Source organism: Pseudomonas mandelii (genome assembly GCF_900106065.1).
In the GTDB taxonomy this organism is placed as follows: Bacteria; Pseudomonadota; Gammaproteobacteria; order Pseudomonadales; family Pseudomonadaceae; genus Aquipseudomonas; species Aquipseudomonas mandelii.
Genome location: NZ_LT629796.1, coordinates 5,904,560 through 5,928,674 on the forward strand (window position 1 = coordinate 5,904,560; position 24,115 = coordinate 5,928,674).

Sequence of the window (24,115 nt, forward strand, 5' to 3'; positions counted from 1 at the left end):
TTTTTGTTTTGCGCTGCAAGATGGGCGATTGTTCGGTATTGGCGGGGGATGCGGAAGTGTTTGGAGGTGACGGGCTGGTGTCCAAAGGCGCCATGGCCGGTTTAGTTGCATCCGGGCGACGAATGGCCGGGAACAGTGTCGAAAAATGAGGATTACCTATACTGGGATCAATATTGGCAACGGAACCACTCGTTAATATTTGATTTATTTCAGATCAGTCACGGCTCCGGACAGGATGTCCGGTTCCACAGGTCATTGAGGACGCCATGTATAAAATGAGTTCAGGCTATGCCAGCGTGCTGGTCAATACGCTCTCGGCCCAAGGACTGGATGTTGCCAGTCTGTGTCGGGAGGCTGGACTAGACATTGACCTCGCGGACCAACCAGGTGCGTTTTGCGAGCGAAAGGCCATCTATCGACTCTGGGAGCTGGCCGCCGAAGCCTCGGGCGATCAGGACATTGGCTTGAGGGCCTATGGCAGTTTCCACCCCGGCAGCTTTCAGATCATCGGCTACACCATGATGTCCAGCCTGAATCTGAAAAACGCCCTCGAACGCCTGGTCCGTTTCAGTCCGCTGATTGGCACCGGGTTCAGCCTTTTCTTTACCGCCGAACAGCAACATTACCGGTTGTCCGGGCTCGATCATCAGCAGCAGGGTTCGGTCAAACCGCGCCAATACACCGATGCCGGGCTGGCGTCGTTGTTGGGGTTCTGCCGCAAGCTGGCGGGCGGCAACGCACCGCAACCCTTGAGCGTCGAATTCACCTATCCAGAACCCGAAGACACCACCGAGCATCGACGGCTGTTTGGCTGCAATCTGCAGTTCAACGCGCCTTACGACAGCATTTTGTTTGACGGGCAGGAATTGATGCGACCGTTGAGCATGGCCAACGAAACGCTGGCGGTGCTGCATGACAGTTTTGCCGAGGCGCAACTGGACCTGCTGTTTGGTTTTTGCATTGTCGGGCGAATTCGCGCGCTGATTACCGAGCGCCTGAGTCAGGGCCAGGGGCAATGCGACATGGAATCGATTGCGGCGGCCTTGAACATCAGCAAACGAACGCTGCAACGGGCGCTTGAAAAGGAAGGGACACAGTTCAAGGACGTGCTGAGCGCGGTGCGCCGGCAACTCGCTGATTTCTACCTGCGCCATTCTCACTTCAACATGAAGCATGTCGCCTATCTCCTTGGCTTTCATGACCACAGCAGCTTCAACAAAGCCTGTAGCCGCTGGTTTGGCATGACGCCGGGGCAGTATCGGTCCGATGAATCGTTCGAGATCCAGGAAGCCACGCCGGTGTGACGCGGTGAACTGCTCTAACATTTTGTCGACAACGACCCCCTGTGGGAGCGCGCTTTCGTGGCGAGGGAGCTTGCTCCCGCTGGGTCGCGAAGCGGCCCCAAAAGCTATGCGACTGCTTCGCAGCCGAGCGGGAGCAAGCTCCCTCGCCACACACATAGGCTCGCTCCCACAAGTTACTCATCAGAGAGCAGGAGGTTTCTTCGCGGCTTTTTTGCCCTTCGCGGGTTTGCGCGTTTTTGTCAGCGTTCCCGGGGCAATTGGCTCAGCGACGACCACGGGGGCGCTTTGTTTGGCGGGCTCTGGTGCGACGACCGCGGTTTTCGGCTTGATCGGCTCCGGGGTTGTCGTCGGGGTGTCCTCCTCGACAACATCGGCTGCGCCCGGAGGTTGAGTCAGGTTGAACCCCGGCAGTGGCACGTCGAGCAGCGTGTGCAGCTCACACCAGAACGGATTGTCTGCGCCGCTGGTCAGCAGTTCCGGCAGCATGTTGGCGACGGCGGCCAGCACTTGCTGGCGTTCTTCGACCTCGGCCAGCATCAGGGGCAGACTTTGCAGGCTTTCCTGCGGATGGGTGGCGACCAGCAGTTTTTGCAGGCGCAGGGTTTCGCGCAAGTCCAGCGGCTCGGCGCTGTAGTCCTGCAGCAGCACCTGCAATTGCAGGATGAGTTTCTCGACGCTTTGCTTGCCCGGTTCGTCGCTGTCGCGGCCCAGCAGGAACAGGATCCGGATCAAGGCTTCCATCAAGCCGCCGAGGGGCAGGGCGTCCTGAAGGCGGTCGATCAGGACTTTATCGTGCTGCTCGGCATGCGCCTGGAGATTGCGAGCCGGTACGTTGCCGGTAAGGCTGTTGAGCACGCCATACACGCCGTAAAAGCTCATTTCCTGAGCGGCATCACGCAGGTCCCGATAGCCGTTCAAGGCATCCTGTATCTGGTTGGAAAACAATGCCTGCCAGGCCAGCAACGGATTGGACGGGTTTGCCGGCTGACGGTTCTTGCTCACTTGGGCGGCACTGCCTGCCAACCACCAGAGCGCCGGGTTCAAACTGTTCCACATCACCTGTTGCTGGTGAAACGGGTGGGCCTTGCGCATCAGCTCGGCGGTCGGCTCGTTGATCAACTGGCGCAACCACGGTCTTACAAACCCGTCGTAAAGGGTGTTGTTGAAATCAGAGGCACGCTCGACCAGCGCAAATTCGCGATCATCGTCACGGGGCGGCTGCGCGTCACCGTGGATGTCGGCGATACGTCGTCGCTCGAAACGCACGGCGTAGGGCGTTGGCGAATGTTCCGGCAGGTCCTCGATGAGCATTTCATAGAGCCCGCCCGGCAGTTCGTTGATCGCGTCGACGGCGCCCAACAACTCCCGGTGCTCACGCCGCGCGACTTCGCCGGAAACAAAGATGCCCAGATGGCCAATGCTCGCGTGCCGCAGGTAAACGATGGTGCGACCGGCATTTTGCAGGGCGAGATCGCTGGGGTAGACGTCGGTGATCCAGTCCAGTGCTTGCTGGGGCGAGGTGATGTTATCGCCATAGGAACAGAACACCACCACCGGCACTTCGATGCGTTTGAGGTCGAGCCCGCTGCTCTTGCGCCCGAGGCCGCCGGACAGTTGATTGCCGATGAACAGGTCATCGACAATCATCTCGATCTCTTCGCCATTGAGCAGGGTCGGGCTGCCCCACCAGCGTTCGAAATCGAGGAAGCGCGGGGCCTCGCTGTCGACCTCGCTGAACAGGTGGTAGTACTTGCCCCACCAGGTGTTGGCCGGGTCGAGGCTTTCGAAATTGCTCACCAGCCAAGTGCCGTCGAAACGGTCATTGCCCAGGTCGCTGCCCAGGCGTGCCATCCAGCCACCACCCAGCAAACCGCCGGTGTAGCGCATCGGATTGCGCCCATTAACGCCCGCCCAGTACGACAACGGCGCGCCATTGACGATGATCAGTCCCGGCAGTTCCGGGCGGGTCGCCGCCAGGCCCATCAACGCCCAGCCGGCCTGGCAGTTGCCGATCACCACGGGTTTGGTGCTGGCGGGGTGTCGCGCGCTGACCTCTTCGATAAACCGCGCCTGGGCTGCAACAATGTCCGCCAGGGTTTGCCCCGGGCGTGGCGAATGGCTGAACGAGATGAAATAGGTCGGGTGACCGGCGCGCAGGCTTTCGCCGATGACCGAATCCTGTTTGAAACCGCCAATCCCTGAACCGTGGCCGCCGCGCGGGTCAATGATGATCACCGGCTGCTTTTTGCTGTCGAGCTGTTGCCCGGGGCCCGCGATGATCTGCAGCAGCGAGTAGTTGACCGGGCGCGGCAGGTCTTCACCGGCAATCAGGGTTTCATGGTTGAACTTGAGCAGCAGCGGATACCCGGCGCGTTCGTGGGCCAGGGTGTTGTCGCCGCGCTGACGCAAGGTGTCCCAGAACAGCACGCTGCGTTGGCCAAGGTCGGTGAAGTATTCCTGCCAGTCAGCGGCGGTCGGCTGCTTGAGTTGTTCAAGACTTGAAGGTGCGTAGGTTTTGGCCTGGCGCTGTTGCACGGCGTCAATAACGTTGCGGGTATTGAGGCGCTGCAGATGGTTCAGGTGCTCGAACACACCGGACGCAGTCGAAAGCCCTTTATCTTGCAGCGCAATATTTTCTTCCTGACCCATCGTGAACTCCTGACGCCATGCGTGGGAACGTTGCCCTGACTAATAGCAATCAAGCCGGTCGTTCGATTTTCACGAGTGTATAGGGAATAACGGTCAAGGAAGCGAACTTTATTGTGCGCCGCACAAAATAGCCGTTGCCAAATAGTTTTGTGCACTGCAATATCAAGGCTAACGCGATGTCTGGCAGGATCGCTATCGCGTCCTCAGGCCCATCCGGGCCTTCCAGAACCAGGAGATAAAGCATGTCTTTTTTCAATTCGGAAAAACTGCAAACCGCTCAGAAAGCCAACCTCGATCTTTTGCAGCAGATCAGCGGCAAAGTCTTCGCCAGCGTTGAACAGCTGAGCCAGTTGCAGTTCAAGGCACTGCGCGACTCCACCGAGGAGCACTTCGAAGGCGTGCGCAAGCTGCTGGCCGTGCGTGATCCACAAGGTTTTGCCGATTTGCAGGCATCGTTTACCCAGCCGAGCGCGCAGGCCGAGCGTCTGGCCGAGTTCAATCGTCAGGTTCAAGCGCTGATCGTGGGCACGCAGTCGGACATCGCCAAACTGACGTCGAGTCAGATCGAGGCGGGCACCCAGCAGGTCAATGAGTTTGTTGAATCGATCAGCAAGAATGCACCGGCCGGCTCCGAGCCTGTCGTGGCTGCATTCAAGTCGGGCCTTGCCAATGCCAGTACCGTGTTTGAAAGCGCACAGAAAGCCGTGAAACAGGCTTCCGATGTGGCTCAGAGCAATTTTGACGCCGCCACTGCCGCTGCCACCAAAGCAGCACCAGAAGCGAGCGCCAAGGCCACCAGCGGTAACAAGTAAGTCATTTCAGGCCAGCGGCACAAACGATGGCGATGGGTTTATTCCCCATCGCCATTTTTTTTCGGCCCGTTATCGGTGCCGGGCTTGGCGCCAAACATGCCGAACAGGTTCTGGGTATTGAGGTACAAGGCCTTGGACTGGTCGACATACTGGCGCATCAGGTCCTGCATGACCGGGGCCTGTTGATGCATGAAGTCGCTCCAGGCTTCGGATGACTGCGCGCCGGTCTGGGACTGGATGTCGATGACGGTCTGGATGCTTTTATCCAGGTAGCTGCCGAGCACACCCTGGTACGGACCGTAGAACTGGATAATCCCCATCAGCATCTCGCTGGTGAAGATCGGCTCGCCGCCGCTTTCGGCTTCCAGAATCACTTGCAGCAGGATACTGCGCGTCAGGTCTTCGCCGCTCTTGGCATCGACCACCTTAAACGCAACTTTATCGACGACCAGTTGGCGCACATCCGCCAGCGTCAAATGACTGCTGGTGTGGGTGTCGTAGAGTCGGCGATTGGGGTATTTCTTGATCAGGCGGGGGGTGGTATCAGTCATGCGGGGCGTCTCGCGGCGGGCCTGGTTTGCAGGCATCTTAACCTACTCTCATGTTTGGCGCCTTTGAGGCCGCCTTCGCGAGCAGGCTCGCTCCTACCGTTGACCGCGTTCCCCTGTGGAAGCGAGCCTGCTCGCGAAGAGGCTCGCCATCTCAGCGAAAATCCTGTCTAGTCCTGAAATAGGTTTACACCTGTTTCACCCTAACGCCCGATGCACCGCATCGGGCGTTTTGTATTTCAAAGACAGGTGCGGTCGCTCGCCGTTGTAGATCGATACCGACTCACTCACCATCTTCTTCGCTTGCGTCAAATCCTGCGGCCGCTGAAGCATAAGCTCTGTCTTCAGTATCCCGTTGACCCTCTCTGCCAAGGCATTTTGGTAGCAGTCATAGCCATCCGTCATTGAACATCGAATGCCGTATTTCGCGTGCAACGCTTGGTACATCCCCGAGCAATATTGGATACCTCTATCTGAGTGGTGCACCAACGGCTGCTCTGTCCGACGGTGCTCTACCGCCCAGCTCAGCGCGTGTGCTACCGACTCGGCATAAAGGCTTTCATGGACGTGATAGCCCACGATCTTTCGCGAAAAAGCATCCGTCACAAGGCTCAGATAAGCCACACCTTCCTGAGTTGGCAAATAGGTTATGTCAGCCACCCAGACTTGTTCCGGGCCGCAGGGAACAACCTGATCAGGACCTGGTTTGAGCAGGTTCGGGTGGCGGTGAAAGCGATGATGACTATTGGTCGTCTTGTGATACGCCCGCTTGCGAGCCACCAATAAACGCCGTTCACGCAGAATCGAAAACAGCCGATCTCGCCCCACTTGCAGCTCAAGTTGAGGCTGGCATTGCAGCAAGTAATACAGCTTTCGGGTGCCCAGCCGCGGCTGCCGCAGGCGCTTTTGTTGAACGAAATCGGCAACTTTCTGATCCAGAACCAGACGAGCTGCATCGGCGCGATTGCGTTTGTAGTAAGCCTGGCGGCTTATCCCCATGAACTGGCAAGCCCTGCTGATGCTCAGGTTTTGGATTCGTTTTTGCGCGAGGACTTGCCGGGACGCTTTTTTACGACAGAGAGACCGTAGTCATTTTTCAAGACATCCAAGACCGCCTCGAAAAACTGCGCTTTCTGATTGGACAGCGCCAACTGTTCTTCAAGCTCTTTGATGCGTTGTTCTGGCGTTAATGGTCGGTTTTTGTCGGGCATAGACCCCATCCTCGGCGAGCCAATGTATGTGCCTGGGCTCCAATCCTGCCGACCGTGCTTGCGTAACCACGTCAGAACGGTCGTTTTGCCTTGAATCCCGTAGCGCTCCTGAGCCTCTTTATAGCTCAGCTCGCCTTTTTCGACCTGATCGACTACCGACAATTTAAAGGTCAGCGTGTAGTCTCGCTGACTACGCCTTTTTGCTGATTCCATTACGTCCTCCTGAAAAACAGATCAGAAGGTGTAAACCTTATTCAGGACGGGACATCCACAACAAAAAGGGGAACTGCGCCGCCAAGCGAGTCCCCCCTTGTGAAGCCTGAATCGTTACCAGATCGGCAGGGTGTAGCTGACAATCAAGCGATTCTCATCCAGATCGCTGCCGAAGTTGGTCGAACGCACCGTCGCATTACGCCATTTCACCCCGACATTCTTCAGCGGACCGCTCTGCACGACATAACCAATGTCGGTATCACGCTCCCATTCCTTGCCTTCGGGGCGGTTGCCGCCCAGATCGATATTGTCGCCAGTGATATAGCGGGTCATGAAGGTCAGCCCCGGCACACCCATGGCTGCAAAGTTGTAGTCGTAACGCGCCTGCCAGGATTTTTCGTCCTTACTGGCGAAGTCACCGATCTGCACGAAGTTCACCAGAAACGCATCGGTGCCGTTGATGTAGGCAAAACCGGTGTCGCCGCTCATGCCTTGATAACCCAGGCCAAACGCGTGACCGCCGAGGCTGTAGGTGAACATGGCGCCAATCGCATTGTTGTCGACATTGCTGCCGCCATCATCCGTGGAGCGGGCAAAGCGCAGGTCAGTCTTGAACGATTGCCCCGTCGTTACCGGCATCACGTAGGTCAGGTTCACCAGGTGCTGGCTGTAGAAGTTGTCGAGGTGGCCGTAGCTGTAGCCGGTGGCGAGGTTACTGGTCCATTTGTAGTTCAGGCTGGCGAAATCAAAGCTGTCGCTGTCGAGGTGCCGCGTGGTGATGCCTTTGGCGCCGGTCCGGGTGATGCCCATGTCCTCGTAGTCCGAGGAGTCACGCTGATTGACCTGGGTTAGCCGCCCGGCATCCACGGTCAAGCCTTCAATCTCCAGCGAGTTCAATTGACCGCCCTTGAAGGTTTGTGGCAACAGCCGTGAATCGTTGGCCAGCACCGTCGGCAATTTCGGCAGCAGCGTGCCGAGTTTCAGGGTGCTTTTGGAGGCGCGCAGTTTAGCGGTCAATCCCAGTTCGCCGTACTCGTCCTGAGCGCCTTTGCTCGTGTCGCGATGGCGTTTGAGCAGGCCGGAACCGGCGCGATCAGGACTCGAATCAAGCTTGACGCCGACCAGGCCGATGGCATCGAAACCGACACCGACCAAACCGTCGGTGAAGCCCGACTCATACCGCAGCAGGAAACCCTGGGCCCATTCCTCTTGTTTGGATTGGGCGGCGTTGTCCTGGCGATAATCCCGATTGAAATAGAAGTTGCGCAGCTCAAGGCTGGCCTTGCTGTCTTTGACAAAGTCAGCCGCGGCGGGGGCCGAGAGGCTGATGACGCCGCCGGCCAGCAATAGTCGGGTAGCGAGGATGCGGGTGTTGCGGTCCATGGTGAAGCCCCTTTGTTTTTATTATGGAAAGACAGGTCCCGCGGCCCTCGCCGGGTGGACGAGGGCTTATCAATAAAAAAACGCGGACGCCGAATCGAGAGGAGCGTGGCGCCGCGTCGGTTCAATCGTTAGAACTGTTCGGCGCTCAGGCCGTACAACGAGGCGCTGCCGGCGAGAATGGAATGCTCCAGGCTCAATGTGCGCGGAAGCAGGCGACGGATGTAGAAATCGGCGGTGGCGATCTTCGCGCCATAGAACTTGGGGTCCTCGCTGAGTTTTTTCTTCGCGACCTGGGCCATGCGCGCCCAAAGCCAGGCGTAGGCGACGTAACCGAACAGGTGCAAATACTCGACCGAAGCCGCGCCGATTTCGTTGCGGTTGGTGGCGGCCTGGTCTTGCAGCCAGTCGCTCAGGTTTTCCAGACGCTGCACGGCATCGAACAGCTGCACGGAGTAGGGCGCGTCAGGCTGATGGGCGAAACGACGGATCTCCCCGGTGAACTGACGCAGCGCGAAGCCGCTGTCGGCCAACACTTTGCGGCCGAGCAGGTCCAGCGCCTGAATGCCGTTGGTGCCTTCGTAGATCTGCGCGATGCGCACGTCACGGACCAACTGTTCCTGGCCCCATTCGCGAATGTAACCATGGCCGCCGAACACTTGCTGGCCGTTGATGCAGCTTTCCAGACCCGTGTCGGTGAAGAACGCCTTGGCCACGGGTGTCAGCAGCGCGACCAGGGTTTGTGCGCTGTCGCGCTCCTGGGCGTCATCGGAGAACTTCGCCAGGTCCAGTTGTTGACCGACGTAACTGGCAAACGCGCGGCCACCTTCGGTCATGGCTTTCATGCTCAGCAACATGCGGCGCACATCGGGGTGGACGATGATCGGATCAGCCACTTTGTCCGGGGCCATCGCGCCGGTCGGTGCGCGGCTCTGTACACGTTCACGGGCGTAAGCCACGGCGCTCTGATAGGACGCTTGCGCACAGCCGATGCCCTGAATGCCGATGGACAGGCGCTCGTAGTTCATCATGGTGAACATCGCCGCCAGGCCTTTGTTGGCTTCGCCGACCAGCCAACCGCTGGCACCGTCGAAGTTCATCACGCAGGTGGCCGAAGCCTTGATGCCCATCTTGTGTTCGATCGAACCGCAGCTCACGGCATTGGCGTCGCCGAGAGAACCGTCGGCATTGACCAGCACCTTGGGCACGACGAACAGCGAGATCCCTTTCGGTCCGGCTGGCGCGTCCGGCAGTTTGGCCAGCACCAGATGGATGATGTTTTCCGTCAGGTCCTGATCGCCACCGGTGATGAAGATCTTGCTGCCGGTGATGCTGAAACTGCCGTCGGCCCGGGGTTCGGCGCGGGTGCGGATGATCCCCAGATCAGTGCCGGCATGCGCTTCGGTCAAGCACATGGAACCGGCCCAGCGGCCTTCGTACATCGGTGGCAAATACAGATTTTTCAGGGTCTCGCTGGCGTGGGCATCCAGCGCCAGGCAGGCCCCGGAACTCAACGCCGAATACAGGGCGAAGCTTGAGTTGGCGCCGTAGAGCATTTCTTCAAACTGCACGGCAAGCATCTTCGGCATGCCCATGCCGCCAAAATCGGCATTACCGGAAAGGCCCACCCAGCCTCCTTCGATGAAGGTGGCATAAGCCTGTTTGAAGCCGATCGGCGTGCTGACCTGGCCATCGAGCCACTGGGCGCCTTCTTCGTCGCCGCTGCGATTCAACGGCGCAATCAGGTGCGAAGTGACTTTCGCCGCTTCCTCCAGAATGGCGTCAGCGGTGGCGGCGTCGACCGTGTCGGCCAGGGCCGGCAAGCGCGCCCACAGGGCCGGGGCATCGAACACTTCGTGCAGCACAAAGCGCATGTCGCGCAGCGGGGCGTTGAATTCGGGCATAACGTGAACCTCAAAAGGTGTGCGGTGGGCACGGCGCCGTTACGGCAGACCGTGCCCTTTCAATCAATGAGCGGAAGCGCTGGCGGCGCCGAGGCCGGTCTGGGCGCGAACGAACTGGTCGGCGTAGGCGTCACGCTCCTTGTCGGCGCGCACGCTGCGGTCGAGTTTCGACACCACGACGATCACGAAGAACGCCAGCGGCATGGAGAACAGCGCCGGGTGGTCGTAGGGGAAGATCGCGTGAGCGTGACCGAGCACGGTGACCCAGACCGCTGGCGACAGGATCACCAGCACCAGTGCGCAGATCAGGCCGGCAAAACCGCCGAGGATCGCGCCTTTGGTGGTCAGGCCTTTCCAGTACATGGCCATGATCAGCACCGGGAAGTTGGTCGACGCGGCAATGCCGAAGGTCAGGCCTACCAGAAACGCGACGTTCATCTTCTCGAACAGAATGCCCAGCAGAATCGCGATGATGCCCAGGCCTACCGTCGCCATGCGCGTCACGCGCATTTCCTGTTTCTGGCTGGCCTTGCCTTTCTTGAACACCGTGGCGTAGAGGTCATGGGAAATCGCCGAGGCACCGGCCAGGGCCAGTCCGGAGACGACCGCCAGAATGGTGGCGAAGGCCACGGCCGAGAGGAAACCGAAGAACAGGTTGCCGCCCACTGCTTTGGCCAGGTGCATGGCAACCATGTTGCCGCCGCCGATCAGGGCGCCGCCGACTTCACCGTTGACGTAGTACTGCGGGTCGGTGCCGATGATGACCATCGCGGCAAAGCCCAGGGTGCAGACCACCAGGAAGAAGAAACCGATAAAGCCTGTGGCGTAGAACACCGACTTGCGCGCTTCCTTGGCGTTCGGCACGGTGAAGAAACGCATCAAAATGTGCGGCAGACCGGCAATACCGAACACCAGGCCCAACGACATCGACGCGGTGTTGATCGGGTCGGCGAGCATCGAGCCTGGCCCCATGATGTTCCAGCCGCTGGCATGGGCCTGGACGGCTTTGTCGGCCAGGGTTTCATAGCTGAAACCAAACTGCGACATGGCCATCACCGCCAGGGTGGTTCCGCCGGCGAGCAGCAGCACAGCTTTGATGATTTGCACCCAGGTGGTGGCAATCATGCCGCCGAAGATCACGTAGACCAGCATCAACGCACCGACGATCACCACCGCAACCGGGTAGTCGAGACCGAACAGCAACTTGATCAACTGACCGGCCCCGACCATCTGCACGATCAGGTAGCAGCACACCACCGTCAGTGAACCGAACGCGGCGAAGATCCGCACCTTGTTCTGGTCGAGTCGATAGGAAACGATGTCGGCGAAGGTGTAGCGGCCCAGGTTGCGCAGGCGCTCGGCCATCAGGAAGGTGATGATCGGCCAGCCGACAAAGAAGCCGATGGTGTAGATGAAGCCATCGTAGCCCTTGGCAAACACCAGGCTGGACAGTCCCAGCAGCGTGGCGGCGGACATGTAGTCACCGGCAATTGCCAGGCCGTTCTGGAACCCGGTAATGCCACCGCCGGCGGTGTAGAAGTCCGACGTGGATTTGGTTTGCCGTGCGGCCCACCAGGTAATCGCCAGGGTGCCCAGCACGAAGACAAAGAACATGCCGATCGCATGCAGGTTCAGCGGTTGTTTTTCCACTGCGCCCATTGTCGGGGCGGCGAGGACGATGGAGGCCGGCAACAGGCCGGCAGCGGCGAGGATGAGCTTACGCAGCAGGTTCATCACTTGCTCTCCTCGAGAATGGCGGCGCCCAGTGCATCGAAACGCGTGTTGGCGCGATAGACGTACCAACCGGTCAGCAGCCAGGAAAAAATGATGATCGCCGCACCCACCGGCATGCCCAGGGTCAACATCCGATGCTCGGCGACTGGCGCATGCAGCCATTGCGGGGCAAACGCCACCACCAGCATGAATCCGTAGTAAGTGCCCAGCACGGCGGCACTCAGCGACCAGGCCAGGCGCGAACGGCTGCTCACCAATTGAAGGAATTTCGGATTGGTCCGAATGCGTTCACAACGTTGGGTATCGGTTGAATGGATGTCGATCATGGGTGGCTCCACATTGTTTTTGTTATGTGTCTGGGGGCAGGGCAGGGCCGAATTCGGCCTGCACGAGCCCGAAGCGGCAGATGGAACACCTGCCGCCGGGTGGGTAAAACGTCGGTTCGGGTTAGAGCGCTTTAGCCCTGTCGCGCAGGACGTACTTCTGGATTTTGCCGGTGGACGTTTTCGGCAACAGGGTGAAGATCACCGTGCGCGGGACTTTGAAGCCCGCCAGATGCTCGCGGCAGAAACTGATGATGTCGGCCTCGCGAACGTCCTGGTGGTCGGCCTTCAAGGTGATGAACGCACACGGCGTTTCTCCCCATTTTTCATCGGGACGGGCAACCACGGCTGCTTCCATCACGCCCGGATGGCGATACAGCACGCCTTCCAGTTCGATGGTGGAAATGTTCTCGCCGCCGGAAATGATGATGTCCTTGAGTCGGTCCTTGATCTCGACATAACCATTGGGATGACACACCGCCAGGTCACCGGTGTGGAACCAGCCGCCTTCGAATGCTTCGGCGGTGGCGGTCGGGTTTTTCAGGTAGCCCTTCATCACGGTGTTGCCGCGCATGAAGATCTCACCGATGGTCTGACCGTCCCGTGGGGTAGGTTCCAGCGTCTTTGAGTCGCCGACCATCACGCCTTCAAGCGTCGGGTAGCGCACGCCCTGACGGGATTTGATCTGTGCCCGTTCGTCCAGCGGTAACTCATCCCATTCGGCATGCCAGGCGCAGAGCGTCACCGGACCGTAGGTTTCGGTCAGGCCATAGACGTGCGTGACCTTGATGCCCATTTCTTCCACGGCGCCGATCACTTTGGCGGGCGGTGCAGCACCGGCAACCATGGCGTTGACCGGGTGGTCGATGGCCGCTTTCGCCGATTCCGGCATGTTGACCAATGCATTGAGCACGATAGGCGCAGCACACAGGTGCGTGATTTGATGCTCGCGAATCAGCGTGAGGATTTTCTGCGGATCGACCCGGCGCAGGAACACATGCACACCGGCCATGGCGGTGATGATCCACGGGTAGCACCAACCATTGCAGTGGAACATCGGCAGGGTCCAGAGGTAGACCGGATGGTTGCCCATGGCCCAGGTCATCTGGTTGCCCAGCGAGTTCAGGTACGCGCCGCGATGGTGGTAGACCACACCTTTCGGGTTGCCGGTGGTGCCTGAGGTGTAGTTCAGCGAGATGGCTTGCCACTCGTTGTCCGGCCATTGCCAGGCGTAATCCGGATCGCCTTCGGCGAGCAGCGCTTCATAGTCCAGGTCGCTGACGGCCTTGCCTTCGCCGTATTCCGGGTCATTGACGTCGATGACCAGCGGCGGGTGATCGAGCATGCCGATGGCCGCGTGAATCACGTCATGGAATTCACGGTCGGTGATCAGTACCTTGGCTTCACCATGCTGCAGCATGAAGGCAATGGCTTCGGCATCCAGGCGCACGTTGAGCGGGTTGAGCACGGCGCCGATCATCGGCACGCCAAAATGCACTTCAAGCATCTCGGGAATGTTGGGCAGCATCACCGCCACCGTGTCGTTCTTGCCGATGCCGCGACCGGCCAGCGCCGAGGCCAGACGCCGGCAACGGGTGTAGGTCTGCGCCCAGGTACGACGGATCGAACCGTGGATCACGGCGGGGTAGTGGGGGTAAACGCTGGCAGTGCGTTCGATGAAGCTGAGCGGCGACAAAGCAATGTGATTGACAGCCGAAGGGCCTAGCCCTTGTTCATAGATCGACATGACGGGTACTCGGTGGCTGATTGTTAGCTCTATGGATGGGCCTGTTCAGCGTAGCCGCTGAGGTCATCCTTTATGTCCGGTGTGCTTTATATAACAATCTGCCACGGATATGGAAGTACAACCTACGCAGTATAGTAGATGTACTATATTTGATTCTTCTGCCTCCAAATGAATGCGGCGATACCTCTAGCGCCGGTATATTCTTGGCTCCCCCGACAATGCGGACCTGTGATGACCCTGACTCCCGTTCGATTGCACAGCTGGTTGCGCCTGCAGCGCGAGGGCGTGTCCCTGGCCGCTCGGGCGGATGCGTTGTGCCGTGCGCTGCAGGAATGTCCCGAGGTGCGGCGGGCGGTTTACCTGAGCTGGCAACCCAGCGCGCGAATTTACAGCCACGAAGGCGCCGCCCAGCATTTCCCGCCGGGCCTTGGGGATCCATCGCTGGCCAGCGATCAGCTGCTGTTTGATCGGCTGGGCGAGACCGGGCGCCTGGACCTGGCCCAGGTGCGGCAACTCGATTGCTGGCTGTCCGGTCGATTACGCCGCGCAGCCATCAGCCATGGCCAAGTGTTTGATCTGGCCTTGCAGGCGGGGCAGTCAGGCCTGTTGCTGGTGGAAGTCTGCGACGGCGTGAGTCTGGACTGGCTGGGCTGGGTGCAGGATTTGTTGACCACCTTGCTCAGCAGCGTCAACGGCATGCTGCGGGGGTCGCCGCTGTTGGGGCACGACCCACAACCGAGTCTGTTGCTCGATGCGCAGGGCCGACCGCTGGAGTTCAATGCCGCGCTGCTGGCCCTGCTCGCGGAAAAGCCGCTGACCGAGGTACTGGGCTTTTTGCCGGTCAATCATCGGGTGTTGGTGCGTGCCTGCCTCGACCAGCAACGTGCCATTGAAGGGGTCGAAGCCCAGTTCGAGGCGCAGATTCTGATCTGGACGTTTATCCCCGATCCCCAGGACAACCGCGTGCTCGCCCGTTGCCGCGACGCCACGGTACAAGTATTGGCCGAACGCGAAGCCGCCACGGCCCGCCGGTTGTACCGGCTGATCATCGAGAACACCACCGACCTGATTTCCCGGCACACCCCGGACGGGCGTTTTCTCGATGCCTCGCCGGCATCCTGGACATTGCTTGGCTACTGGCCCGAAGAGTTGCGCGGGCAAATGGCCCAGGGCCTGTTTCACGGCCAGGACCTCGCCAACCTGGTGCAGCGTGCGCGGGACGCGCTGGAGCAGGACGGTTATCACACCATGACGTACCGCATTCGCCATCGCGCCGGGCATTACCTCTGGTTCGAAACCGCCAGCCGGGCGATCCGTGAAACCTACACCGGCGCGGTGGTCGAGGTGGTCAGCGTGTCCCGGGACATCACCGCCCGGGTACAGGCCGAAGAGAACAAGCGGCGCCTGGCGGAAGTGGTCGAGGCCAACACCGATCCGGTGTTGTTCATCGACCCTGACGGGCAAGTCACTTACCTCAACCCGGCCGCACGGCGCATCCTCGATATCGACGAGCAACAACCGATGCCGGCCCTGGCGCAGCTGTTTGCCAGCGCTGACCTGACGCGCCTGCAACGTGACGGCTGGAGCAGCGCCGAACGCGACGGCGTGTGGAGCACCGATGCACGGTTGCAACCGCCCGGTGGCGGCACGTCGGTGCCGGTGTCGCTGGTGCTGCTGGCGCACCGTTCGGCCGGCGGCGAGCGCTACTACTCTTTGGTGGCGCGGGACATGACCGAGCGTGAATTGCGCGAGGTGCAACAGCGCCGCCATCAAGACGAATTGGCACACACGGCGCGACTGGTCACGCTCGGCGAGCTGGCCTCGGGCATTGCCCACGAAATCAACCAGCCGTTGGCCGCCGTGGTCAATTACGCCAATGCCAGTCAACGCTATTTACAGACGCTCGACACCAACCCCGAGGCCGCCGAACGCGTGGCGAAAGGGCTGCAACGCATCACCCATCACGCCACCCATGCCTCGGAAGTGATCAAGCGGTTACGGGCATTTCTGCGCAAGGGGCAGCGGCGCATGCAGGCCCTGAATTTTACCGACGTCGCCCGCGAGGCCGTGCGTTTGTGTGCCTGGGAAGCGAGCAATTGCCAAGTGACAATCGAGGATCGACTGCCGGATAATCTGCCGCCCGTTTATGCCGACCGGGTGTTGCTGGAGCAAGTGCTGCTCAATCTGTTGCGCAATGCCATCGACGCCAACCGCGAACAACATCCGGGGCAGCCCTCGCTGATCGTGATGACGGCGGAGCAGGGCGGTGGTGCCACCGTGGAAATCCGTGTGCAAGACCAGGGGCCGGGCGTCAGTGAGCCCGAACTGGAGCAGATATTTACCCCGTTCTATACCAGCAAGGCCGATGGCCTGGGCCTTGGCTTGTCCATGAGCCGCAGCATCATCGAAGGTTTCGGCGGTGAATTGCAGGCCCGGCGCCAACCGGTCGGGCTGCTGATGGGTTGCCGCTTGCCGCTTGCCGGCCCAACAAAACAACAACAGGAATAAAGCAATGGCAGGTGTGACTGAGCACGTGGTGTATGTGGTCGACGATGACCAGGGCATGCTCGATTCAACGGTCTGGCTGTTGGAATCGGTCGGGCTCAAGGCCTTGCCCTTTACCAGTGGCGTGGAGTTTCTCAGCGCCTGTGATGCCACGCTCGACGCCTGCGTGCTGCTGGATGTGCGCATGCCCGGCATGGGCGGGTTGAACGTGCAGGAAGAAATGCGCGCTCGGGAGTTGAACCTGCCGATCATCTTCGTCAGCGGCCACGCCGATGTGCCCATTGTGGTGCGCGCGTTCAAGGCGGGCGCCCATGACTTCATCGAAAAACCCTACAACGAGCAGTTGTTGCTGGACAGCGTGCAACAGGCGCTAAGCAACTGCGCGGCCAACCGATCGGGTAATCAGGGCCATGACGCCTTGCAAGCCCGTTTGCTGACACTGACCCCCCGCGAGCGCGATGTCTTGCTGCCGCTGGTGCAGGGTTACACCACTCGGGAAATCGCCGAGCAACTGGGCGTCAGCGCAAAAACCGTCGACCTGTATCGCTCACGCGTGATGAAGCGCATGCAGGCCAGCACCCTACCGGACCTGGTGGGCATGGCCATTGCCGCCGGACTGGTCGATCCACTGAAATTGCGTTGAGGCCTCACGCCGTGTATTGAGCGTCTATGCTGGGCTAACCGATCCGCTACCGTTGCAGTGATCTGCAAGGAGCCACCCGTGGAGCCCACACCCTTTACCGAGAAAACGCTGAGTCGCACCCTGCTCGATGTAATGATTCGTGCCGGGTTGATCGCGGTGCTGGTACTTTTCTGTTTCCAGATATTCAGCCCGTTCCGCGACTTGATGTTGTGGTCGCTGATCCTGGCGATCACCCTCTATCCGCTGCAAGAGCGACTCAGGGGGAGCCACAAACCCGGGCACGTCGCGACGCTGATCATTCTGATCGCCATCGTCATCCTGATGGTGCCGATCTACCTGCTGGGTACCTCGATTGCCGATTCGGTCGAACGGGCGATGGACGTCGTCAAGGGCGGCGGTTTTCACATTCCACCGCCGGCCGAATCAGTTGCCAGTTGGCCGTTGGTGGGCCGGCCACTCTCTGATCTGTGGCTTCAAGCCTCCACCAATCTTCCCGAGCTGACCGCCAAATACGTACCGCAAATCAAACACGTCAGCCTGGGCCTGTTGGGTAAACTCGCGGGTGTCGGCATGGGTTTCCTGACGTTCATCTTCGCCTTGATCATTGCCGGGATTTTCATGGCCCATGGCGAAGGCGGCAGTCGCGCCGCGGTCCAGATTGCCTCCAGAGTCAGCGGTCCGGCACGGGGCCCGAAAATCGCTGAACTGTGCACCGCCACCATCCGTGCGGTGGCGTTGGGCGTGGTCGGCATCGCGTTCATCCAGATGCTGCTGGTGGGCCTCGGCTTTGTCTTCAAGGGCATCCCCGGTGCCGGTCTGCTGGCCTTGGCGGTGCTGCTGCTCGGCATCATGCAATTGCCGGTGACGCTGATTACGCTACCGGTGATTGCCTTCGTCTTTGCCACCGAAGGCGCCAGCACCGCGACCATTATTTTCGCCATCTATGTGTTCATTGCCGGCCTGGTGGACAACGTCCTCAAACCCTTGCTGCTGGGGCGCGGTGTCGACGTGCCGATGCCGGTGGTGTTGATTGGTGCGTTGGGCGGCATGGTCACCAGTGGCATCATCGGGCTGTTCATCGGGCCGGTGGTCCTTGCCGTCGGCTATCAATTATTCTGGCAGTGGGTGCAGGATCGACCATCGGAAACAGGAGGGCCGCCACTGTGAATGCGCAGGATCATCCACTGCTGGATCAGGTGCTGATCGCCCATGGTGGTCTGGACCGCTGGAACAGCTTCAACACTGTGCGCGCCACCCTGGTGACCGGCGGCTCGCTCTGGGCCGCGAAAGGGCTGACCCAAGACAGCGCCCCTCGCCAGATGACCGTTTGGCTGCATGAACAGAAAGCCTCGGTAACCCCCTTCGGTGGCCCGGATAAACGGACAGCCTATTCACCCGATCGAATCGCCATCGAAACCACCGACGGGCAGGTGATCGCCGAGCGCCAGGCGCCCCGGCAATCCTTTGGCGACCACACCGAAAACACCCCGTGGGATCCGCTGCATCGCGCGTACTTCAACGGGTATGCGCTCTGGTCCTACCTGACCATGCCTTTTCTGTTCAAGTGGCCGGGTGTGGTGACCGAGGAAATCGAACCCTGGCAAGAAGCAACCGAGCGCTGGCGCCGTTTGCGGGTGCACTTTCCCGAAAGCATCGCCACGCACTGCGCCGCACAGGATTTCTACTTCGGTGAAGACTTCCTGCTGCGGCGACACGACTACAACGTGGATGTCAGTGGTGGTATGCCTGCCACCCAATATGTGTCTGACTACATCGAGGCTGACGGGCTGCGCATGCCCGGCAAGCGTCGTGCCTACCGACGCGGGAAGGACGGCCTGGCTGACATGGATGCCTTGCTGGTAGCCATCGATCTCAGCGAAATCGGCTATTCCTGATGCGCTGCGCAGGGAACAATCATGACCGTACATGCCTGGGAAAAACTCTACCTCGATGACCTGAGCCTGGGTCAGCAGTTCGAAAGCGACAGCGTGCGGGTCCATCGAGCGTCGATGCTGGCCTTCGCCCAGGAGTACGACCCGCAACCGTTTCATCTCGACCCTGAAGCTGCCGAGTTGAGCCTGTTCCGCGGCCTGGCCGCCAGCGGCTGGAACACCGCCGCCCTGACCATGAAGCTGCTGGTGGACAGCGTGCCGTTGGCGGACGGCATCATCGGGTTGGGCATCGAGCTGAGCTGGCCGACACCGACTTACCCCGATGACCTGTTGCGCCTGCAATGCACCGTGCAGGCCATCGACCCGTCCAGCTCCAAACCCGACCGGGGCGTAGTGACGATGTTCATGGAGACCCTCAATCAAAATGACAAGGTGGTGCAGCGAGCCACCGGCAAATTGTTGGTCTTCAGGAGACCGCCGCCTGACTGAAAAGTAGTCATGGGTTTTAGGGTGCGCGCATGATGGCGGAGGCCAGTTTTCACCGAGTCAGTCGAGTGCGCTCTGTCGATGGCAGGGACCGGAGGAGGCGTCGTGAAACCATTTCTGCCCAGGCCCAGCGCCTCAACAATGAATATGTTGCGTGAAGGGTGCCTGCAACGCCGTGATGCAGTGCCGCAAGACCTGACGGAACAAGCAGTCATTCCGGGCATCCCGAATGCGCGCTACTGGCTGGACCGGGACCTGACGGCGTTCATTGTGGATGCGAGCCTGGCCAACGATCGCGAGGTCGAGGCGCTCGCCGACACAGAGTTGCCGACCGATGCGCTGCCACTGGCTTACTACCTGGCCATTTCGGGGGGCGGCGACGCCGGCACCTTCGCGGCGGGCATCATCGCCGGCTGGAGCTTGCATGGGAGCCGACCGCCTTTCAAAGTCGTCACCGGCATCAGCGCAGGCGCCCTGGTCGCACCGTTCGCATACCTGGGGCCTGAGTATGACCCGGTCATCCTGGGGATCTGCAGCGCAATCGGTCCGAAAGATGTGTTCCATGCGCGAAGTGTGCTGACCCGCCTGGCCAGCGACGGCATTGCGGACAGCAAGCCCCTGGCGCGCCTCATTGCCAAGTACATCACCGCCGACGTGTTAGCGGCCATCGCTGCGCAATACGCCAAGGGACGACTGCTGATGATCGGCACCACCGACCTCGATGCCGGGCGGCCCGTCACCTGGAACATGGGCGCGATTGCTTCCAGCGGAGCACCGGGCGCGCTGCACCTGTTTCGCAACATCATGATCGCGTCGATGAGCATTCCCGGTGCCGTTTCACCGGTCATGATCGATGTGGAGGTCGACGGCCAACAGTTTCAGGAAATGCACGTGGACGGAGGCGTCCTCACTCAGGTGTTCCTTTACCCGCCGGGCACCGTGATGGCGTTGAACAGCGTGGCCGGCGCGCGTATCCGCCGTGCCCGGCATTTCTATGTCATTCGCAATGGCAAACTGGAACCGCAGTGGTCCGGTACCAAGCGCCGGACCTTGAGCATCGGCGGGCGAGCCATCAGCACCTTGATCCAGACCCAGGGGATCAGCGACCTCAATCACATTTACCGGATCGCCCAGCAGGACGGCGCAGATTTCAATCTGGCGTACATCGGCGCGGATTTTATCTGCCCGCGCAATCAGAAATTCGATGGCGAGTACATGAAGCGTCTGTTCGATTACGCCTTTCAACTCAGCGCGCAAGGCTACCCGTGGCATAAATCGCCGCACACCTGAGTTGCCCGCATGAAATTTATGCTGTAGTTTTTCATGAAATTATAAAAATATAATTTCATGAGGCTTGTATGTTTCAGCAGTCCACGCAGCATGTCGCCAGCTATTACGCCCACAGTTGCGCTGATCGCCTGACCACCCGACCGGCGCTTGCCGGTGAGCAAACCACCGAAATCGTCATCATCGGTGCCGGTTTCAGCGGCCTGCATACTGCGTTGCGCCTGGCTTTGGCTGGTAAGCGGGTGACGCTGCTGGAAGCCAGCTGCGTGGCATGGGCCGCGTCGGGGCGCAATGGCGGGCAGGCCATTCTCGGCTGGTCGTGTGACATGCCGCCGCTGGAAGCAGCGTTGGGCTACGAGTGTGCGCGGCGGTTGTGGGACGGCATGCGCTGGGCTGCGCAAGAGCTGCGTGAGTTGCCGGCTCGCCATGGTTTCGACTGTGATTACCGTGCTGGCCATTTGTGGACATCGGTGATGCCCCGTCGGGTTGGTCTGCTGACCGAGTGGCAGCACGAAGCCAGCCACAAATGGGGCCACGATGGCTTGCAGTTCATCCGCCGTGAACAGTTGCCGGAATGGGTGGCCAGCGAGCGCTATCAGGCCGGGCTTTATGACCCTGAAGGCGCGCACCTGAATCCACTGAAACTGGCCCTCGGCCTGGCCGCCGCCATCGAGCGTGCGGGCGGCCGTATCCATGAACAAAGCAAGGCGCTGAGTTATCGAGAGGAGGGCGGTCAATTCCTGCTAAACACCGAACGCGGATCGATTCGCGCGGATGTGCTGGTGCTGGCCTGCAATGCCTATCTCGACGAGCTCGACCCGCAGCTGGCCAGTTGCGTGTTGCCGGTGGGCACTTATCAAGTCGCCACCGCGCCCCTGACGGCCGAGCAGGCCACGGCGCTGTTGCCGAGCAATGTCTGCGTCACCGACAACCAGTTCGTCCTCGACTATTTCCGTCGCACGCCGGACAACCGCTTGCTGTTCGGCGGTGGATGCACGTATCTGGGTGGGATGCCCAGGGACATTGCCGGCGCAACCCGGCCGTTTCTGGAACGGGTTTTCCCGCAGCTCAAAGGCGTGAAGCTGGAGTTCGCCTGGGGCGGGCACATTGACCTGACGCTCAAACGCACCCCAGACATCGGTCGCAAGGGTGATCGCTACTGGCTTCAGGGGTATTCCGGGCATGGCGTGCTGCCCACGCTGGCCGCTGCCCGCGCCGTGTCCGACGCGATTCTCGGCCAGAGTGATGAACTGGCGTTGTATCAGGGCTTGAGTAACCCCAGCTTCCCCGGCGGTAAATACCTGGCGGCGCCGCTGGAAGCCATCGGCAAGGCATGGTATCGACTGCGCGACAGTATTTGATGAATCACTTGGCGGAATTCCAGGCATGAACAAACAAGAAGAAATCGCCGCGCTGGCGATCCTGATTCACGATCTGCGCAAGCATAAGAAGTACACCTTGAAGGATCTGGCTGATCAGATCGGTCGTTCCGTCGGCTTTCTCTCGCAGGTCGAACGCGGCCTGTCACGACCCACCGTGGCCGACCTGACGGCGATCAGCGAAACCCTGGGCGTGCCGACCACCTATTTCTATAGCCTGCCCAAACCCAAGGAACTGCCGTGGGTCACCCGGCCGGATGAACGCCGCACGTTGTACTACGCCAACGGCATCACCGACATTCTGGTGTCGCCGAAGATGCGGGCTTCGTTTTCCATGCTCGAAAGTCACCTCGAAGCCGGCGCCAGCAGTGGCGAACGGCACTTGAGCGACAGCTCGGAGCAGGGCGGCTACGTGCTCGAAGGCGAGTTGACGCTGTGGTTGGGTGATGACGACGCCGTCACCTTGCAGGCCGGCGACAGCTTTCAGTTCGACAGCCATACCCGTTGCCGCTACGGCAACCTCACCGAGCACCTCACGCGAGTGCTCTGGGTCTACACCTGATCACCACAATAGGACCAACCATGATGGACGCTGATCTGCTGGCCGAGGTGCACGCCTTTCGCCAACGCTACCCTGATGTACGTTATGTCGACCTGATTTCCCTGGACATTCCGGGGCACTTCTACGGCAAGCGCTATCCCGTGGAGATGCTGGAAAAGGTCGCGTCCGGCAGCGCGCTGAAACTGCCGCAAAACTGTGTGCTGCTCGGTGTGCAAGGCGGTTTGTTCAAGATTGGCGACTACTGCTTTAACGACGGTGACCCGGATGCGCTGCGCCGCCTGGTGCCCGGCACACTCAAGCCGGTCAGCTGGGAAGCACAACCGCTGGGGCAAATGCTGATCACCTCGGACGGCACCGAGAAGCCGATTGTGTTCGAGCCGCGCCAGGTCCTGGCGCAGGTGTTGGACAGGCTCGCTGGCAAAGGCATCCATCCGGTGGTGGCGTTCGAGCTGGAGTTCTATCTGTTCGATAAAAAGCTGCGCGACGGACTGCCGCAATTCCCCCGGGATGATCTGACCGACGATGCCGACGATCAGCCGAACATGCACATCGAGCGCCTGTCACGTTTTGCGCCGGTGCTGGATGAGATGGTCGAAGCCTCGCGGGCCCAAGGCATCGATACCACAGTGATCACCGCCGAGCTTGGCCCGGGCCAGTTCGAGATCAATTTCGGGCATCTTGATGATGGCTTGCGAGCGGCGGACTGGGCGGCCCTGTTCTGTCGCAGCACCCGTGGCGTGGCCCTGAAACACGGTTATCGCGCCAGCTTCATGGCCAAACCTTACTTGCAGCACCCGGGCAGCGGCATGCATGTGCACGTCAGCCTGTATGACGCCGCCGGCAATAACCTCCTCGCCGCGAATCAGCAGCAATCGTTGCGTCATGCCGTGGCCGGTTGCCTGGAACTACTGCCGCATTGCATGCCGATCTTCGCGCCGAACCAGAACGCCTTTCGCCGTTTGGGCGGCACCACCAACATCGCCACCCGGGCGAGCTGGGGCTTTGAGGATCGTGATGCGTGCCTGCGCATTCCGGAATCGGATGCGAAAAACCTGCGCATCGAATATCGCCTGGCCGGTGCCGATGCCAACCCGTACCTGGTGCTGGCGGCGATTCTAGTGGGACTCGAACAGGGCCTGGAAGCAGGCAACGAACCGATCCCGCCGCTCAATGAAGACCGCAACAGTGGGGTCGACTTCCCGCTGGAGATGCTCGAAGCGGTGCGCGCCATGCAGCATCAACCACAGCTGCGCGAAGGGCTGGGAGCCGAGTTCGTAGACGTGTATTGCGAGAACAAGCGCCAGGATCATCTGGCGTTCATGCAGGAGATCAGTGCGCGGGAGTATCGCTGGTATCTATAAGCCAAGCGTGCGAATGCACTTTAATAAAGCTTTCGTGCGGTGGCATGCACTAAGCCAAGGCAGAAACCGCCACGTTGATCTTCTTAAAGCCCCGGGAGGTGCCGTAAAACATTGACATTCAGCGCTTGGCACAATCGCTGCATTACATCGATCAGGCCCACCGTGAACGCAGTCG

Annotated in this window: 18 protein-coding genes and 1 pseudogene; 11 read left to right on the forward strand and 8 right to left on the reverse strand. The window is 60.3% G+C overall.

What is annotated here, in order from left to right:
- Positions 1-266: 266 nt before the first annotated feature.
- Positions 267-1,304 carry an AraC family transcriptional regulator gene (locus BLU63_RS27410; RefSeq protein ID WP_083376744.1) on the forward strand — a complete coding sequence of 346 codons (1,038 nt, stop codon included), beginning with the start codon at positions 267-269 and terminating at the stop codon, positions 1,302-1,304.
- 180 nt (positions 1,305-1,484) lie between these two features.
- Here the strand turns inward: BLU63_RS27410 and BLU63_RS27415 are convergent, their stop codons facing one another.
- The gene (locus tag BLU63_RS27415; RefSeq protein ID WP_083376745.1) at positions 1,485-3,953 is read right to left on the reverse strand and encodes a DUF3141 domain-containing protein; all 2,469 of its coding nucleotides are present in this window, start codon (positions 3,951-3,953) and stop codon (positions 1,485-1,487) included.
- A 242-nt stretch (positions 3,954-4,195) separates the two neighbouring features.
- Between BLU63_RS27415 and phaP the strand changes: the two genes are divergently transcribed.
- Positions 4,196-4,765: a TIGR01841 family phasin gene (gene phaP / locus BLU63_RS27425; RefSeq protein WP_083376746.1), complete on the forward strand. Its 570-nt coding sequence runs from the start codon at positions 4,196-4,198 to the stop codon at positions 4,763-4,765.
- Between the two features lie 38 nt (positions 4,766-4,803).
- On the opposite strand, the gene phaR is transcribed toward phaP, so the two are convergent.
- From phaR to BLU63_RS27460, 7 genes and pseudogenes are all read right to left on the reverse strand, one after another.
- Positions 4,804-5,352 (reverse strand): polyhydroxyalkanoate synthesis repressor PhaR, encoded by a 549-nt coding sequence (gene phaR / locus BLU63_RS27430; RefSeq protein WP_144443475.1) that lies wholly within the window; start codon positions 5,350-5,352, stop codon positions 4,804-4,806.
- Between the two features lie 131 nt (positions 5,353-5,483).
- A pseudogene (locus tag BLU63_RS27435) lies at positions 5,484-6,737 on the reverse strand (IS3 family transposase).
- Positions 6,738-6,851: 114 nt separating this feature from the next.
- On the reverse strand, positions 6,852-8,120 hold the full coding sequence (locus BLU63_RS27440) for an OprD family porin (RefSeq protein ID WP_010460319.1): 1,269 nt from the start codon (positions 8,118-8,120) through the stop codon (positions 6,852-6,854).
- A gap of 128 nt (positions 8,121-8,248) precedes the next feature.
- Positions 8,249-10,021 (reverse strand): acyl-CoA dehydrogenase C-terminal domain-containing protein, encoded by a 1,773-nt coding sequence (locus tag BLU63_RS27445; protein WP_083376747.1) that lies wholly within the window; start codon positions 10,019-10,021, stop codon positions 8,249-8,251.
- A 63-nt stretch (positions 10,022-10,084) separates the two neighbouring features.
- The gene (locus BLU63_RS27450) at positions 10,085-11,755 is read right to left on the reverse strand and encodes a cation acetate symporter (RefSeq protein ID WP_010460315.1); all 1,671 of its coding nucleotides are present in this window, start codon (positions 11,753-11,755) and stop codon (positions 10,085-10,087) included.
- Entirely contained in the window at positions 11,755-12,081 is a 327-nt protein-coding gene (locus BLU63_RS27455; protein ID WP_010460314.1) for a DUF485 domain-containing protein, read from the reverse strand. The genes BLU63_RS27450 and BLU63_RS27455 overlap by 1 nt, the downstream gene beginning before the upstream one ends.
- 121 nt (positions 12,082-12,202) lie before the next feature.
- Complete coding sequence (locus BLU63_RS27460) at positions 12,203-13,825, reverse strand: acyl-CoA synthetase (protein WP_010460312.1); 1,623 nt, start codon at positions 13,823-13,825, stop codon at positions 12,203-12,205.
- Positions 13,826-14,056: 231 nt separating this feature from the next.
- Here BLU63_RS27460 and BLU63_RS27465 point away from each other — a divergent pair, with 231 nt between their 5' ends.
- From BLU63_RS27465 to BLU63_RS27505, 9 genes are all read left to right on the forward strand, one after another.
- Positions 14,057-16,333, forward strand: coding sequence for a PAS domain-containing sensor histidine kinase (locus BLU63_RS27465; RefSeq protein ID WP_083376748.1), 2,277 nt, complete (start codon positions 14,057-14,059; stop codon positions 16,331-16,333).
- Positions 16,334-16,337: 4 nt separating this feature from the next.
- Positions 16,338-16,973 carry a response regulator transcription factor gene (locus BLU63_RS27470; protein ID WP_083376749.1) on the forward strand — a complete coding sequence of 212 codons (636 nt, stop codon included), beginning with the start codon at positions 16,338-16,340 and terminating at the stop codon, positions 16,971-16,973.
- Between the two features lie 78 nt (positions 16,974-17,051).
- Positions 17,052-18,140, forward strand: coding sequence for an AI-2E family transporter (locus BLU63_RS27475; protein ID WP_083376750.1), 1,089 nt, complete (start codon positions 17,052-17,054; stop codon positions 18,138-18,140).
- Complete coding sequence (locus tag BLU63_RS27480; RefSeq protein WP_083376751.1) at positions 18,137-18,868, forward strand: hypothetical protein; 732 nt, start codon at positions 18,137-18,139, stop codon at positions 18,866-18,868. The genes BLU63_RS27475 and BLU63_RS27480 overlap by 4 nt, the downstream gene beginning before the upstream one ends.
- A gap of 21 nt (positions 18,869-18,889) precedes the next feature.
- Positions 18,890-19,354 carry a MaoC family dehydratase gene (locus BLU63_RS27485; RefSeq protein WP_010460302.1) on the forward strand — a complete coding sequence of 155 codons (465 nt, stop codon included), beginning with the start codon at positions 18,890-18,892 and terminating at the stop codon, positions 19,352-19,354.
- A 144-nt stretch (positions 19,355-19,498) separates the two neighbouring features.
- Positions 19,499-20,641 carry a patatin-like phospholipase family protein gene (locus BLU63_RS27490; protein ID WP_010460300.1) on the forward strand — a complete coding sequence of 381 codons (1,143 nt, stop codon included), beginning with the start codon at positions 19,499-19,501 and terminating at the stop codon, positions 20,639-20,641.
- A 68-nt stretch (positions 20,642-20,709) separates the two neighbouring features.
- On the forward strand, positions 20,710-21,999 hold the full coding sequence (locus BLU63_RS27495) for an NAD(P)/FAD-dependent oxidoreductase (RefSeq protein ID WP_083376752.1): 1,290 nt from the start codon (positions 20,710-20,712) through the stop codon (positions 21,997-21,999).
- A gap of 25 nt (positions 22,000-22,024) precedes the next feature.
- Entirely contained in the window at positions 22,025-22,579 is a 555-nt protein-coding gene (locus BLU63_RS27500) for a helix-turn-helix domain-containing protein (RefSeq protein WP_010460296.1), read from the forward strand.
- A 20-nt stretch (positions 22,580-22,599) separates the two neighbouring features.
- Entirely contained in the window at positions 22,600-23,940 is a 1,341-nt protein-coding gene (locus BLU63_RS27505; RefSeq protein ID WP_371859430.1) for a glutamine synthetase family protein, read from the forward strand.
- Positions 23,941-24,115: the final 175 nt, after the last annotated feature.

What these genes read in the sequence shown, in the direction of transcription:
- BLU63_RS27410 (WP_083376744.1), top strand. Translation starts at nt 267, where the DNA reads ATGTATAAAATGAGTTCAGGCTATGCCAGCGTGCTGGTCAATACGCTC.
- BLU63_RS27415 (WP_083376745.1), bottom strand. Translation starts at nt 3,953, where the DNA reads ATGGGTCAGGAAGAAAATATTGCGCTGCAAGATAAAGGGCTTTCGACT.
- phaP (WP_083376746.1), top strand. Translation starts at nt 4,196, where the DNA reads ATGTCTTTTTTCAATTCGGAAAAACTGCAAACCGCTCAGAAAGCCAAC.
- phaR (WP_144443475.1), bottom strand. Translation starts at nt 5,352, where the DNA reads ATGCCTGCAAACCAGGCCCGCCGCGAGACGCCCCGCATGACTGATACC.
- BLU63_RS27440 (WP_010460319.1), bottom strand. Translation starts at nt 8,120, where the DNA reads ATGGACCGCAACACCCGCATCCTCGCTACCCGACTATTGCTGGCCGGC.
- BLU63_RS27445 (WP_083376747.1), bottom strand. Translation starts at nt 10,021, where the DNA reads ATGCCCGAATTCAACGCCCCGCTGCGCGACATGCGCTTTGTGCTGCAC.
- BLU63_RS27450 (WP_010460315.1), bottom strand. Translation starts at nt 11,755, where the DNA reads ATGAACCTGCTGCGTAAGCTCATCCTCGCCGCTGCCGGCCTGTTGCCG.
- BLU63_RS27455 (WP_010460314.1), bottom strand. Translation starts at nt 12,081, where the DNA reads ATGATCGACATCCATTCAACCGATACCCAACGTTGTGAACGCATTCGG.
- BLU63_RS27460 (WP_010460312.1), bottom strand. Translation starts at nt 13,825, where the DNA reads ATGTCGATCTATGAACAAGGGCTAGGCCCTTCGGCTGTCAATCACATT.
- BLU63_RS27465 (WP_083376748.1), top strand. Translation starts at nt 14,057, where the DNA reads ATGACCCTGACTCCCGTTCGATTGCACAGCTGGTTGCGCCTGCAGCGC.
- BLU63_RS27470 (WP_083376749.1), top strand. Translation starts at nt 16,338, where the DNA reads ATGGCAGGTGTGACTGAGCACGTGGTGTATGTGGTCGACGATGACCAG.
- BLU63_RS27485 (WP_010460302.1), top strand. Translation starts at nt 18,890, where the DNA reads ATGACCGTACATGCCTGGGAAAAACTCTACCTCGATGACCTGAGCCTG.
- BLU63_RS27490 (WP_010460300.1), top strand. Translation starts at nt 19,499, where the DNA reads ATGTTGCGTGAAGGGTGCCTGCAACGCCGTGATGCAGTGCCGCAAGAC.
- BLU63_RS27495 (WP_083376752.1), top strand. Translation starts at nt 20,710, where the DNA reads ATGTTTCAGCAGTCCACGCAGCATGTCGCCAGCTATTACGCCCACAGT.
- BLU63_RS27500 (WP_010460296.1), top strand. Translation starts at nt 22,025, where the DNA reads ATGAACAAACAAGAAGAAATCGCCGCGCTGGCGATCCTGATTCACGAT.
- BLU63_RS27505 (WP_371859430.1), top strand. Translation starts at nt 22,600, where the DNA reads ATGATGGACGCTGATCTGCTGGCCGAGGTGCACGCCTTTCGCCAACGC.